Here is a 14,163-nt window from a genome sequence, read left to right as displayed (position 1 = left end):
GCTCCGGACCCGGCTTGGCGGTCAGGCTCTGACGCTGCCGTTCAGGGCGGCGAGTGGCAGGTCGGAGAGACCCAGCTCACCTGCCTTGTCGAGCAGTTGCTGCACCTGTCCGGCGCCGTCACCGCCCGTCCTCATCAGCTTCGTCAGCAGCGCGGAGACCGTCAGGTTCTGCACGTCGGCCGTGGACACCGAGCCGAGGATGCGGCTCAGGTCGTCGGTGAAGCTCGACGTGCCGTCCAGCCACGGCTTCGCCAGCGCCTGCGCGGTCTCGGAGTGCCGCATGAAACCGTCCACGCCCTTGCCGAGTGCGATCGAGGAGACGATGCGGTCGAAGAAGACCGACTCGCCGCCGACGATGTTGATGTCGGCGTTCTCCAGTCCGGTGGCGAGCACCGTGGCCTGCGCCTCGGCGACCTGCCGCTGGACTTCGAGCCCGGCCAGCCGGATCTCCTTCTCGGCCTGGATCCGCAGCCGGTACTCCTCGTGGCCACGGGACGCGTCGTCCAGCGCCGCCATCGCGACGGCCTTCTGGCCGAGGCCCTCCGCCTCGGCCTTGAGCTTCTCGCCGATACCGGTGGCCTCGGCGAGCGCTTTGGCCCGCGAGCCCTCGGCTTCGGCGCGCAGCCGGGCCTCGGTGCCCTCCGCCTCGGCACGCAGCCGCGCCTCGGTGGCCACGGCCTCGGCACGGCCGGCCTTCTCGGTGACCTCGGCCGCCTTGTCGCGGACCTGCACGTCGGCGAGGCCCGCGGCGGCGGACTCGGCCTGGACGCCCTCGGCGAGCCGCAGTTTGGCCCGCGCGTCGAGGTCGGCCGACTTCAACCGGGCTTCGGCAAGCGTCAGTTGCTCGGCGGCACGGTGCTTGGCCGCGGTCTCCGCCGCCTCGGCCGCCTTGATGTCCTTGACCAGCTTCTCCTGGGCCTGTGCCTCGGCGGCGATGATCACGGTCTGCCGTCCGCGCTCGGCTTCCTCCACGGCCCGCAGCTTCTTGATGGACTCCTCCTGCTCGGCGACCGTACGGTCCACCGCGACCCGCTCCCGGATGACCTCGGCGATCTCCCGCCTCTCGGCCTCGACCTCCTTGTCGGCGGCGATACGCGTCAGGCCCGTCTCCCGTTCCCGGGCGATGACCTCCAGCAGCCGGTCCTTCTCGATGCGCTCGTTCTCGACGGCGATGACCCGCTCACGGTTCTTCTGCGCGACGGCGATCTCGCGGGCCTGGTTCTCGCGCTGGATGCCGAGTTGCTCCTCGGTGCGGATGAACGCGCCCTGCGAGCCGAGCCGTTCCTCCTCCTGCACCTTCGCGGTCGCGGCCTCCTCGCGGGCGCGGAGGGTCTCGACCTCGCGCCGCTGCTTGATCTCGGCCTCGGCCTGCCGGCGCTCCAGCTCCAGGATGGTCTCCCGGGCGTCGACGTTCTGCCGGGTGATCTCCTTCTGCTCGGTGCGCTGGAACTCGTTGGTGCGGACGTGCTCGATCGTCGTCAGTTCGGTGATCTTGCGGATGCCCTGGGCATCGAGGATGTTCTGGTTGTCGAGCTGCGTCATCGGCGTCTGCTCGAGGAAGTCGATGGCCGCGTCGTCGAGGTGGTAGCCGTTGAGGTCGGTGCCGATGACCTGGATGATCCGGTCCCGGAACTCCTCGCGCTTGGTGTACAGGTCGACGAAGTCCAGCTGCTTGCCGACCGTCTTGAGGGCCTCGGAGAACTTCGCCGCGAAGAAGTCCTGGATCGCCGCCGCGTCGCTCGCGGTCTCGGTGCCGATGGCCTGCGCGACCTTGATGACGTCCTCGACCGTCTTGTTGACCCTGACGAAGAAGCTGATGTGGATGTCGGCGCGGATGTTGTCCTGGCAGATCAGACCCTCGCGGCCGGTGCGGCGGATCTCGATGGTCTTCACCGAGATGTCCATGTACTCGGCCTTGTGCAGCACCGGCAGCACCACGGCGCCGGTGAAGGTGACATCCACCTTCTTCGTCTTGGAGATGATCAGCGCCCGCCCCTGCTCCACCTTGCGGAACAGCCGGCCGACCACCAACAGCATGGTGATGGCGATGAGGAGGACAACGGCGACGAGCACGCCGATGCCCAAGGAGATGACATCCATGGCAAACGTCCTTGAGGCGTAAGGAACTTCAAGCGGGTGAGAAGGTGCGGCGCGAAGCGGGCGCGGGCGACTCAGGTGCCGTGGCCCCGCGGGTCGAGCGCCGTGTCGTACGGCGCGACCCAGAAGAACTCGCCGACCTCGTCGTAGGCGTACAACAGGCCGGTACTGCCGCTGGTGAGGACCTCGTCCGCGGTCTGGCGCACCTGCACCACCGCGGTGGAGCCGTCCTTCGCCGCGACCTCGGCCTGCCCGAACCCGGCGTCCACCCGCCCCGTGCGGACGGTGCAGGTGAGTCCCACGAAGTCCAGCCGGGACGGCCCCGGTTCATCGGGGAAGAGGTGGCGCAACGGCCGTACGAGAAGGCGGGTCACACGCCAGGCGATCAGCAGTGCCCCCGCCAGGACCGCCAGCCCGGCCAGCCCGCGGACCACCCCGGAGGACGCCAGGGGATCGAGCAGGACGGTCGCGCTCAGACTCAGGAACCAGCCGATCGCGGTCACCAGGGAGAAGACGACCGTGACCGGGACCCCGCCCACCCCCCAGGCGTCGAAGTGCACATGGCCGTCGAAGCCGTGCGACTCCGCCGCTCCTACGGCGACCAGCAGCCAGAAGCCGACGACCACGACGAGCGCGGCCGTGAACAGGATGGTGGGAAAACCGCTGACAGCCACGAGAAACGACCACATGCCCCCCACCCCCGCTCGTCGTGTTGTGCTGCCTGCCTGTTCCGGTGGGCGCACGGCTCCCCTCCGGCTGTCGGTGCCGGACACCGCCAGGCATCCGGCACCGAGACCATCCGCCGTGCTCCCCTGCGCTCATCGTGCATGTCAGGTACCGGCCAGCGCATTGCCGGTTCCCGGCAGTGTTCACTAGGGTCTGCATGCCGGTCGCCGCTAAGAAGTCGTCACCGGGCCGTCAAGAAACCGGGGGACGACGTGACGGGGCACGACATACCCGAGCACTATCTGAGCGGCTATGCCCTGCTCCTGGCGGAGGTCTCGGCCACCGGTCGGCGCCTCACCCGCGACGAGATCGAGTCACGCCGCGCCCTTGGCGAGCGGGCCGCCGACTCCGGCCACGGCCTGCGCGCCCTCGTCAGCGCCCACCTGTCCGCGGCCCGCGCCGCCTGGCCCACGACGCCCGGTTCGGCCGACAGCACACTTGCCGCGATCCAGCAGGTCATCGACGCCTTCGCGGAGGGCTACGAACGGGCGCAGTTCCTCGCCGTACGGAAAGAGGAGGCGGCGCGCCGCGAGTTCATCGACGACCTCCTCTACGGCCGCAGCGACCTGGGCCGCCTCGCCGAGCGGGCCGAGCGCTTCGGCCTGCGCCTCTCCCAGGCGCACGCCGTCGCCGTCGCGCAGGGCACGACCGCCTACGACGAGGGCGCTGTAGTGCCACGACAGGTGGAACAGTCCCTCATCGCACGCTTCGGCGACCGCAACATCCTGCTCACCACCAAGGACGGCCGGATGCTGTGCGTCGCGCCCGGCGACCAGGACGACGTCCTCACCTACTTCGCCAAGCGGGCGTACGCGGCCACGGACGGCGGGCGCATCGCCATCGGCCGCCCCCAGCCCGGCCCCGGCGGGGTCGTCCAGTCCTACGAAGAGGCACTGAACACCCTCGAACTCGCCGAACGCCTCGAACTCGACGACCCGGTACTGCGCGCCGCCGACCTGCTGGTCTACCCCGTCCTCACCCGGGACCGCCAGGCCATGGCCGACCTCGTCCTCGACGCCCTCGGCCCGCTCACCTCCGCCCGCGGCGGCGCCCAGGTCCTCCTGGACACCCTCACCGCGTACTTCGACTGCGGCTGCGTGGCGGCCGAAGCGGCCCGCCGTCTCTCACTGAGCGTGCGCGCCCTGACCTACCGCCTGGAACGCATCCACAAACTCACCGGCGCCAACCCCGCCGACCCGGCCCACCGCTACATGCTCCAGACCGCGGTCATCGGCGCCCGACTGCTGAACTGGCCCGCACAGAGCCTGTGACCCGGCCGGCTCAGCGGTGTTCGGGGTTCTCGTAGTCGCGGTGACAGCCGGCGTCCCACGCGGTGCGCTGGTTGCCGTATGCGGGAATGCCACCGAGGTCCTTCAACGCCCGGGCCAGGTGCAGCAGGTTCCAGGTCATGAAGGCGGTGTTGCGGTTGGTGAAGTCGTTCTCCGGGCCGCCCGAGCCGGGGTCGAGATACGAGGGGCCGGGACCCGCCTCGCCGATCCATCCCGCGTCCGCCTGGGGCGGGATGGTGTAGCCCAGGTGCTGCAGGCTGTAGAGGACGTTCATGGCGCAGTGCTTGACGCCGTCCTCGTTGCCGGTGATCAGGCAGCCGCCGACGCGGCCGTAATAGGCGTACTGTCCGGCGTCGTTGAGCAGGCTGGAGCAGGAGTAGAGGCGTTCGATCACCTGCTTCATCACGGAACTGTTGTCGCCCAGCCAGATGGGGCCGGCCAGCACGAGGATGTCGGCCGCCAGGACCTGCCGGTAGAGGTCCGGCCAGGCGTCCGTCTCCCAGCCGTGCTCCGTCATGTCGGGCCACACACCGGTGGCGATGTCGTGGTCCACCGCCCGGACGACATCGACGTGCACTCCCTGCGCGTCCATGACGCCGACGCTGCGGTCGATCAGCCCCTGGGTGTTGCTCGTCTCCGGCGAGCGCTTGAGGGTGCAGTTGATCACCAGAGCACGCAGGTCGTCGTACCGGGCCGGCGGTGCGTCGGTGGCGGGCGACGAAGCGGTCACACGGTCCTCCCAGAGCCCTGCCCCCGCACGGCGCACGGCGGCACGTCCACAACGGGATCCAGCGTGCGGGCCGACCACGACGGGCGCCACCACAACGCCTCCGAATGGCCCCGCCGGCGGCTGAGGAGTGGCCGGGGCAGGCGGGTGTGCCTACGTTCGTCCCATGGGCAGCGAAGACGCGACCGGGTCGCGGAACACGGCAGCGGTGGAGGACGTCGCGCACCTGTTGGTGCGCTGTCTGCGGGCCGAGGGCGTGGAGTACGTCTTCGGGATTCCCGGTGAGGAGAACATCCGCTTCGTCGACGCCCTGAACGACTCCGGGATCCGGTACGTCCTGGTGCGCCACGAGCAGGCCGCCTCGTTCATGGCGGAGATCTACGGGCGGCTGACCGGCCGGGCCGGGGTGTGCTCGGCCACGCTGGGGCCCGGCGCGATCAATCTGCTGCTCGGCACCGCCGACGCCATGACCAACAGCGCGCCGCTGGTGGCCCTGGCCGCGCAGGGGTCGCTGCGCCGTACCCACAAGGAGTCGCACCAGGTCATCGACCTCGTGTCGATGTTCGCTCCCGTCACCCAGTGGGCGGCCCAGATCGCGTGTCCGGACGCGGTGCCGGAGATGACGCGCAAGGCGTTCAAGACCGCGCAGAGCGAGCGTCCCGGCGCCGTGTTCCTGGCCGTGCCGGAGGACATCGAAGCAGCGCGTCCGGCCGAGCCGCTGGCACCCTTGCAGATCGACGCGGTGCGCGCCGACGCGCCGTCCTCCTCGCAGATCGCGCGGGCGGTCGAGGTGCTCACCACGGCACGGCGTCCCGTCGTGCTGGCGGGCCACGGTGCCGCCAGAGCCGGGGCCTCGGCCGCCCTGGTGCGGTTCGCCGAGGGGCTGAACATCCCGGTCGCGACCACGTTCCACGGCAAGGGCGTCTTCCCCGACGATCACCCGAACGCTCTCGGCGCGATCGGATTCATGCGCCACGACTACGGCAACTTCGGCTTCGACGCGGCCGACGTACTGATCTGCGTGGGCTACGAGATCCAGGAGTTCGACCCGGTCAAGATCAACCCGAACGGCGACAAGCGGATCCTTCACGTGCACCGCTTCCCCGCCGAGGTGGACGCCCACTACCCGGTGGCAGTGGGCGTCAAAGGGGACCCCTCGCAGGCGCTGGACGCACTGGCGGCAGCGCTGCCCGAGGGGCTCACCTTCGACCCGGGAAGCAGCGAGAAGATCCGTACGCTCCTCGACGAAGAGCTCCAGTACGGACGCGACAGTGACGCGTTCCCCCTGGTGCCGCAGCGCGTGGTCACCGATGTCCGCGCCGCGCTGGACCGCCACGACATCGTGCTCGCCGACACCGGCGCCGGAAAGATGTGGATGGCCCGCCTCTACCCCGCCTATGAACCGGACACCTGTCTGGTCTCCAACGGCTTGTCGACCATGGGGTTCTCACTGCCGGGCGCGATCGCCGCCAAGCTCGCCCGGCCGGACCGACGCGTCCTGGCGATGATGGGCGACGGCTCGTTCCTGATGAACTCGCAGGAACTGGAGACCGCCGTCCGCGAACGCGTCCCGCTGGTCGTCCTCGTCCTGGTGGACGGGGAATACGGCCTGATCACCTGGAAGATGGAACTCGAACTCGGCCGCCACAGCCACACCCGGTTCACCAACCCGAACCTGGTCGCCTACGCCGAAAGCTTCGGCGCACACGGCTACGCGATCGAGTCCGCCGACCAACTGCTGCCCGTGCTGCGCCGCGCCCTCGACGACGACACCGTCTCCGTGATCGCCTGCCCGGTCGACTACTCCGAGAATCTGCGCCTGACCGACAGACTGGGCACTCTCCAGGGCCCGTTCTGACCGCACGCCCCGACCGAGTGCGACACGTCGAGGTGGATGCCGTGCTCCCGTAGCGCCCGCACCGCACCTCGTACGCACACGCACAACGGCGGGTCAGGAGCCCTTTGCCGCAGGCTCCAGAATCGCCGCGCAGTCCACGTGATGCGTCATCGGAAAGATGTCGGTCTGCGCGAGTCTCGAAAAAACACCGGTCAGAGCCGATTTCTCGGCTCATCGCCCTTCGTGCAGACACCCAGAGCGTCAAACGAGCGTCAAGGCCGAGCGTCCGTCCTGCTCAGGGCTGAGCAGCCTGCGGCAACCAGCTCACGCAGCGATCCGCCCTCAAGTGCGTCTACCTGGCGCTGATGAGCATGGACCCGACAGGGAAGGGCCGCAAGAGGTGGACCATGCGCTGGAAGGCCCCCATGAACGCCTTCCAGATCGTCTTTGAAGGCCGCCTCACTCCCACCAACCACTGACCGCTTCAACAACCAGGATCAGCCTTTGAATTGACACACCCTTCACCGGGAGTCAGCGCATCGTCAGCGGGTGGGTTCGAGCCGGGCCGCGGTGGTGTCGAGCAGGAGTTCGGTGAAGGTGCTGGCGGCGGGGGTGAGTGCGTGGTCGGCCATGCGGACCAGGAGGATACGGCGCACCGGAGCGGGCGGCAGCAAGGGCAGGACGCTGACGCCGGGGCGGATGCCTTCCAGGGCGAGAGTGGGGGCGAGGGCGACGCCGATGCCGGCGGCGACCATGGCCTGAGCCTCCTGGTAGTCGTGGGCCTCGTAGGCGATCTGGGGTTCGAAGCCGGCGGCGCGGCAACTGCGGTCGAGGGCCTCGGCCACGGGGTGGTGCTCGGCTCGCGTGATCCACGGGTCGTCCGCCAGGTCGGCGAGCGTGGCCGAGTCGCGCCCGGCGAACGGGTGCTGGTCGCTGACGAGGAGGGCCGGCGGGTCGTCGAGGAGTGGCGTGACGACGACGTCCTCGCGGTCGATGCGGCTCCAGTCGTAGTCCCACATCAGGGAGAGTTCGATCTCCCGATTCTCCAGCATCGACCACAGGCCGGCGATGCGGGCGCTGCGCACCGTGAGCCGTACGTCGGGATGCGCCGCCCGGAAGGCGATGACGGCCCGGGGAAGCAGTGAGGCGCCGACGGTGGGAAAGGTGCCGATACGCAGGGTGCCCGCGCGCAGGCCGGCGAAGTCGGCGAGCTCGTTCTCCGCGGCCGTCAGTTCGCGTTCGATCCGGGCCGCCCGGTCGGCCAGGGCGCGCCCCGCGTCGGTCAGCGTGACCCCTCGCGCGTGACGCTCCAGAAGGGGCTGACCCGCCTCCGCCTCCAGGCGGCTGACCTGCTGCGACACCGCCGACGGGGTGTAGTTGAGGGCACGTGCGGTCGCGGTCACCGAACCGCGGCGGGCAACCTCCGCGAAGAGCAGAATACGCCGGACGTCGAGCACTGCCTCACCCCAAGACTTAACCCCAGCTTAATGCCTGTATAGATTTTTGAGATTGTACTTCACGCCGACGTAACTCACCGTGGATCCCACCACCGGGAAGAGCAGTCTCCGGCGGATCCGGAGTTCCCGGCCATTTTCACGTCTATGTCCGCATTCATGGGGAGTCTGTTGTGTTGCGTCTGCAGGGCGAGATGATCCGCGGAGGAACCAGCAAGTGCTGGATCTTCGCCCACCACGACGTGGCGGCGACCGGCGTGGACGTCGACTCCGTCCTGCTGGCCGCCTTCAACGCCGCCGACCCCCGCCAGATCGACGGCGTCGGCGGCGCCACCTCCACCACGTCGAAGGCCGCGATCGTCCAGATCTCGGCCGAGGCGGACGTCGACATCGAGTACGCCTTCGCCCAGGTCGGCATCGGTGACGAACGCGTGGAGTGGGCGAGCAACTGCGGTAACTGCGCCACCGCGGTCGCCCTCTACGCCGTTCACCACGGCCTGGTACCGATCACCTCGGACACCACCACCGTGCGCATGCGCAACGTCAACACCGGGGCCCGGCTCACCGGCACCATCTCCACCCCGTGCGGTATCGCCCCGGACGAGGGCATGGCGCTGGTGCCCGGCACGGCCGCGCCCGGCGTGCCGGTCCTGCTCGGCTTCGAGGACCCGGCGGGCTCCACCACCGGGCGGGCGCTGCCCACCGGCCACGCCGTGGACACCCTGACCGGCCCCGAAGGTCCCGTCGAGGCGACCCTCGTCGACGCCGGCGCCCCCGCCGCGCTCTTCGAGGCCAAGGCTTTCGGCCTCGACGGCACCGAGTCCCTCACTCAGTTCGCCGCCGCCATCCCCGCGCTCACCGTGCTGCGCCGCCAGGCGGCCCTCACAATGGGCCTGGCCAAGGAGAACGACCCGGTCAGCCACGCGGTCCCGAAGGTCGGCATCGTCGCCCGTCCCGCCTCGTACCGCACCACCCATGGCATTCTGGTCGATCAGGACGAGTACGACCTGGCCGTCCGGATGGTTTCCATGCACGCACCCCACCCGGCGATCGGCCTCACCTCCGCCGTCGCCCTGGCCACCGCCGCCGCCACCCCCGGCACCCTTGCCCACCGTGTCGCCCGGCAGACCGCCGACGGAACGCTGCGCCTGGGCACCCCCGCGGGCGTGATCACCGCCCAAGCCGTCCCCGCACCGGACGGCGCGTCCCCCACGGTGCTGCTGCACCGCGCCGCCCGGCGTATCGCCCGAGCCGAACTCCTCGTTCCCGTCCTGGAAGGACGCCCCGCATGAGCCGCAACGACGCTGCCCCGGGTACCGTCACCGCTCCATCGAGTCGCCTGCGCCGGCTGCTCTCCCACCTCTACATCCAGTGCCTGATCGGCATCATGGCCGGCGCCGTGGTGGGCTGGCTGTGGCCCACCTTCGGCGCCGAGCTCAAACCCCTGGGCGACGGGTTCATCGCACTGGTCAAGATGATGATCGCGCCGATCATCTTCTGCACGGTCGTCCACGGCATCGCCTCCATGGACAACCTGCGCGCGGTCGGCCGGGTCAGCCTCAAGGCGCTGATCTACTTCGAGGTCCTCACCACCATCGCCATGGTGATCGGCCTCGTCGTCGTCAACATCGTCAAGCCCGGCAGCGGACTGCACGTCGACGTCGCGTCGCTCTCCACCAAGGGCCTGCCACCGGCCGCGACGGAGCACGAGGGCTTCGTCGAGTTCGTCCTGGCGATGATCCCGGCCACGCTGGTCAGCGCCTTCACCGGCAACGACATCTTGCCGGTGCTCCTCGTCTCGGTGCTGTTCGGCTTCGGCCTGCACGCCAGCGGCGAGGCCGGCCTGAGCATCGCCCGCGGTATCGAGAAGTTCTCCACGGTGCTCTTCACGCTGATCCGCTGGATCATGCGGCTCGCCCCGATCGGCGCATTCGGCTCGATGGCCTTCACCATCGGCAACTACGGCCTGGACACACTGAGCCATCTCGCCCTGCTCGTCGGCTCGTTCTGGCTCACGGCGCTCTTCTTCGTCGTGGTCGTCCTGGGCGCGGTCATGCGCCTCAACGGCCTGCGCATCCTCCCCTTCCTGCGCTACATCAAGGAGGAGCTGCTGATCGTCCTGGGCACCTCGTCCACCGAGCCCGTTCTGCCGCGCATGATGGCCAAGCTGCAACACGTGGGCGCCTCGAAGCCGGTCGTCGGCATCACGGTGCCCGCCGGCTACTCCTTCAACCTCGACGGCACCGCGATCTACCTGACCATGGGCTCGGTGTTCCTCGCCCAGGCCCTCGGCATCGACCTCAGCCTCACCCAGCAGCTGTCCATGCTCGCGATCATGCTGCTCACCTCCAAGGGCGCGGCCGGCGTCACCGGCTCCGGATTCATCGCCCTCGCCGCCACCCTCAGCGCCGTCCCGCACGTTCCGGTCGCCGCCCTCGCCCTGATCTTCGGCATCGACCGCTTCATGTCCGAGGCCCGCGCCCTCACGAGCCTCGTCGGCAACGGCGTCGCCACCCTGGCCGTCGCCCGATGGGAGGGCCAGCTCGACGAGGACCGCGCCAAGGCCGTCCTGCGCGGCGAGATCCCCTACGTCCCCGTCCCGGTGACGGCCGCGCCCAAGCCGAAGGCCGTGACGCCCGAACCGGCCCTGGAGCCGGTGCCCTCCATCGGCTGACACCGCCGCGGATCCAGGAGGCCGGTCCGGAGCACCCGCTCCCGACCGGCCCTTTCCCACGACAGGAGTGCGTACGTATACGACCGGGCCCGGGGACGTCATCGCGGTCGGCGGCAAAAGCGCCGGCTTCAGCGCCGCACAGTCCGCCCGCGGGCAGGGCGCACGCTTCCTGCCCTGGGACTTCGGCGGCTGGGTGACGCCGAGGGACTCCGCGAGTTCCTCGCCCCTGCGGGTGGACACACTCAGCGGACAAGCAGTGGCCACCACACCGATCCGGGCCTGCGCGGTCCGGCGGCGCCGTTCCAGGAGCCAGTGCGGGAAGTACCGCCCTGCCGCAGCTCACGCACACTGGGTGACGGGTCGTGGTCATCCCACGCCGCTGCCATAGCTCGCCAGCTGCGCTCACCGGTGCGGGCGGTGAGGAAGTCGGCGGGCTCCTTCTTGGTGACGCCGGCACCCGGCCGACCGGAGACCAGGAGAGCGCGAAAGCTCAGTCAGTCGCTGCTGTCGGTCGAATGTTGTGGTTGAACCGGAACAGGTTGTGCGGATCGTGCAGCGTCTTTACGCGTCGCAGCCGCTCGAAGTCCTCGGCCGCGAAGAGCTCCCGCACCTGCTCCTGGCGGACCGGGGCGCCGTCGTTGTAGACGGAGTTGAGGCTGCGGCCGACGGTCCACTGCTTCAGGGCGTCGTAGACGCGCTGGTGGACCGGCCGGGCTGCGGTGGACGGCGCGGCCGTGCCGCCGGTCATCACTCGCAGCATGTACGCGGCGTCACGGCCCCCGACCGCGCCCGGATCGGTGGGCCGGCGGGCGAAGGCCCCGCCGAGGTGACGGATGTCGACGATGCAGGGGACGGTCGCGTCGGGTCCGGCCACCTCCACGACGGTCCGCAGGGCCGTGGGATCGAGTTCGCTCAGCAGGACGTTCCCGCCGAAGTAGGCATGCGGGACGTGCGGGTCCTGGTAGATGGTGCCGACCTCCGTGTACGGGATCTCCCGGACGGTGTCGATCAGACGCGGGCCGAGCGCGCGCAGGGGCGCCACGAGCCGTTCGCCCTCCTCGGCGGAGCCCGTGAAGGCGATCCGGACGTGTGCGACGTGGCGTCCGCGCAGCGGCTCGGGGACGGACGGCAACGGTGGGAAGGTCATGAGGCCGATCGAGGAGGTGAGTTCCTCGGGCAGCGTGAGGGTCCACGCGCGGTAGGCGTGCAGCAGGTCGACGGGGTGGTCCGCGGCGAAGTGGAGGCCGCCGCCGTAGAGCCTGGTCACCGGCACGAGGGCCGTCTCGATGGCGGTGACGGCGCCGAAGTTGCCGCCGCCACCGCGCAGCGCCCAGAACAGGTCGGTGTCGGATCCGGCCGTGACGTGGCGCAGCGCGCCGTCGGCGGTGACGATGTCGATGGCGCGGACGTAGTCGCTGGCGTATCCGGTCCGGCGGCCGAGCAGGCCGACACCGCCGCCGAGGAGATAGCCGACGACGCCGATGTGCGGAGCTGAGCCGTTGACAGGGGCCAGACCGTACGGGGCGGCCCGCTCGATGACCTCTCCCCACAGCACGCCGGCCTGGGCTCGGACGGTTCCGCCCTCCGCGTCCACCACGACGGCCTTCATCCGGCGGGTGGTGATGAGTACGCCCTCACCGTCCAGGGCCGTGACGATGCCGTGTCCGGTGGACTGCACGGCGACGGGCAGCCTCCGCTCGGCGGCGAAGCGGACCGCGGCGCGCACGTCCTCGGGGCGGGTGGCGCCGACGACGACGGCGGGCCGGTGCCGGAAGCCGGTCTGGAAACCGGTCCGTTCCTCGTCGTACCCTCGGCTGCCGGGCAGCAGGACGGGTCCTCGCACCTCCGCGGCCAGCGTGTCCACGTCCGCGCTCATCCGTTGTTCTCCTCCCGTGGACGGCGGGCCGCCGTCCCGTGTGTGCCGGTCGGTCGACTGGTCCGCTACCGCAGGTACGAGTTGTCCTGCACCCAGTGGAAGCCACGGCCGACCAGCGGGAAGGTGCCGAGATCGCGGCGGCGCAGATGCAGGCGGAGGTGGTAGCCGTCGGCGTCGCCCTCCAGGATCAGGCGGTCGTCGGCCGGGCGCTCGAAGGTGAACGTCACTTGCCACTTGGGGTCGGCCATCCTGGTCAGCGCGACCGAACGGGCGTTCATGTCGATCGCCGCCATGCAGGGGTCGAGCGAGTCGTCCATGTGCTGGATGGCCACGGTGTCGACGGAGTCCACGACGACTCGGCGCCAGCGCTGGCCGTCGGTCGTCATGGGCGGGTGCCGCTCGCCGTCGATGGAGAAGTCGGTGACGTCCCAGACGCCGTACAACCCGGGCTTCTCCCGTCCGCCCCCGTGGTTCTTCCAGAACGACCAGTCGTTGCGCAGCTGTGCGCCGAGCAGCCAGAGCCCCGCCCCGGCCTGCAGTGCGGTGGCGATCCGGTTCGCCCGGCGGGAGCGGAAGAGGTCCGCGGGGACGGCCGCGGGGACCGGGCGCTCCGTGAGCAGGGCTTCGGTCAGGCGAGGCGTGTGCGGGGCCAGCAGAAGCAAGCTGAGCAGGAGGAGGTGGAAGGAGTGCACCTTGACGGGGACGTCGAAGGTCAGGTTGAGGAGAAGCACCTGGGCCATCTCCGCGGCCGACACCAGCGCGCCCAGCGACGCCGTGCGCGGGACGATGAGCAGCAGCCCGCCCGCGATCTCCGCACAGCCGAGCAGCATCTGGTACGGCTTCGAGGACCCCGTCTGCGCCCACAGCAGGCCCATCGGACTGAGGTCGCCGAGCGGCTCGACGAGCTTGGACGGCGGCAGCTGGAACTGGAGCGGGACGGCCTTGGCCGCGCCGTAAGAGAACATCTGCCCCGCGAGGCAGAATCGGGCGGCCAGGCGGACCCACTTGTCCAGCGCCACGTAGTCCGTCCGGTTCCGGTCCAGCACGGACCAGACCGGGGTGGCCGCGGCGGCACCCGCGAGCCAGCAGAGCTGCCCCGCCCAGGTGTGCGGGTCGTCGCCGCCGTCGAAGCGGTCACCCAGCTCCCTGCCGAGGACCCGGACGGACATCCAGTTCCGCACCGGACGTACCTCCCAGAGCTTCGCCCAGGAGTCGGCCGCTTCCTGGAGACGCCCCATTCCGCCCCCGCGCAGGGCCAGATAGACCTGAGGGGAGGTCAGGCAGTACAGGCCGGCGTAGGCGAAACCGAACCGGTAGGCGGCGCGGGCGGCCCCGGTCCAGGGAGGCGGGGCCGGGGAGGCGCCGGCCGACGGGACCACCCGTCGGGCCGCCCGGCCGGCCGGTGAGGACGCGACGGTCCGCAGCCACTTGCCTACTCGCACCTTCATCGTTCATCACCTTCGCAAGGGCCGTCTTCGGTGGT

General features: G+C 70.2%; 10 protein-coding genes and 2 pseudogenes. 5 read left to right on the top strand and 7 right to left on the bottom strand.

The features are described from left to right. Positions 1-21 precede the first annotated feature (21 nt). Together AAFF41_RS34980 and AAFF41_RS34975 are read right to left on the bottom strand one after the other, a co-directional pair. Positions 22-2,100, bottom strand: coding sequence for a flotillin family protein (locus tag AAFF41_RS34980; protein ID WP_319748508.1), 2,079 nt, complete (start codon positions 2,098-2,100; stop codon positions 22-24). Positions 2,101-2,171: 71 nt separating this feature from the next. Further along, positions 2,172-2,786: a hypothetical protein gene (locus AAFF41_RS34975; RefSeq protein WP_343325177.1), complete on the bottom strand. Its 615-nt coding sequence runs from the start codon at positions 2,784-2,786 to the stop codon at positions 2,172-2,174. Positions 2,787-3,035: 249 nt separating this feature from the next. Between AAFF41_RS34975 and AAFF41_RS34970 the strand changes: the two genes are divergently transcribed. After that, a complete protein-coding gene (locus tag AAFF41_RS34970; protein ID WP_319748506.1) occupies positions 3,036-4,094 on the top strand; it encodes a PucR family transcriptional regulator in 1,059 nt (352 codons plus the stop codon). Positions 4,095-4,104: 10 nt separating this feature from the next. Here AAFF41_RS34970 and AAFF41_RS34965 read toward each other — a convergent pair whose 3' ends face one another. Continuing rightward, positions 4,105-4,842, bottom strand: coding sequence for a flavodoxin family protein (locus AAFF41_RS34965; protein WP_319748505.1), 738 nt, complete (start codon positions 4,840-4,842; stop codon positions 4,105-4,107). A 163-nt stretch (positions 4,843-5,005) separates the two neighbouring features. Between AAFF41_RS34965 and AAFF41_RS34960 the strand changes: the two genes are divergently transcribed. Both AAFF41_RS34960 and AAFF41_RS34955 read left to right on the top strand, forming a co-directional pair. Beyond that, positions 5,006-6,697 carry an acetolactate synthase large subunit gene (locus AAFF41_RS34960; RefSeq protein ID WP_319748504.1) on the top strand — a complete coding sequence of 564 codons (1,692 nt, stop codon included), beginning with the start codon at positions 5,006-5,008 and terminating at the stop codon, positions 6,695-6,697. Positions 6,698-7,011: 314 nt separating this feature from the next. Then, positions 7,012-7,155, top strand: a pseudogene (locus tag AAFF41_RS34955) (IS256 family transposase); the annotation flags it as partial. Positions 7,156-7,218: 63 nt separating this feature from the next. On the opposite strand, the gene AAFF41_RS34950 reads toward AAFF41_RS34955, so the two are convergent. After that, on the bottom strand, positions 7,219-8,133 hold the full coding sequence (locus AAFF41_RS34950) for a LysR family transcriptional regulator (RefSeq protein ID WP_319748503.1): 915 nt from the start codon (positions 8,131-8,133) through the stop codon (positions 7,219-7,221). A 170-nt stretch (positions 8,134-8,303) separates the two neighbouring features. On the opposite strand from AAFF41_RS34950, the gene AAFF41_RS34945 reads away from it, so the two are divergent. Continuing rightward, positions 8,304-9,422 carry a PrpF domain-containing protein gene (locus AAFF41_RS34945; protein ID WP_319748502.1) on the top strand — a complete coding sequence of 373 codons (1,119 nt, stop codon included), beginning with the start codon at positions 8,304-8,306 and terminating at the stop codon, positions 9,420-9,422. Beyond that, positions 9,419-10,804, top strand: coding sequence for a C4-dicarboxylate transporter DctA (gene dctA / locus AAFF41_RS34940; protein ID WP_319748501.1), 1,386 nt, complete (start codon positions 9,419-9,421; stop codon positions 10,802-10,804). Before AAFF41_RS34945 ends, dctA begins: the two co-directional genes overlap by 4 nt. Positions 10,805-10,978: 174 nt before the next feature. Here the strand turns inward: dctA and AAFF41_RS34935 are convergent. From AAFF41_RS34935 to AAFF41_RS34925, 3 genes and pseudogenes are all read right to left on the bottom strand, one after another. After that, positions 10,979-11,134: pseudogene (locus AAFF41_RS34935) on the bottom strand (IS256 family transposase); the annotation flags it as partial. A 160-nt stretch (positions 11,135-11,294) separates the two neighbouring features. Next, entirely contained in the window at positions 11,295-12,680 is a 1,386-nt protein-coding gene (locus AAFF41_RS34930; RefSeq protein ID WP_319748500.1) for an FAD-binding oxidoreductase, read from the bottom strand. Between the two features lie 65 nt (positions 12,681-12,745). Further along, positions 12,746-14,128, bottom strand: a complete 1,383-nt coding sequence (locus AAFF41_RS34925; RefSeq protein WP_343325176.1) for a DoxX family protein — start codon at positions 14,126-14,128, stop codon at positions 12,746-12,748. Positions 14,129-14,163 lie beyond the last annotated feature (35 nt).

Origin of the sequence: Streptomyces mirabilis (assembly GCF_039503195.1) — a bacterium.
Lineage (GTDB): Bacteria > Actinomycetota > Actinomycetes > Streptomycetales > Streptomycetaceae > Streptomyces > Streptomyces mirabilis_D.
This window is presented reverse-complemented; position numbering and strand designations above follow the sequence as displayed.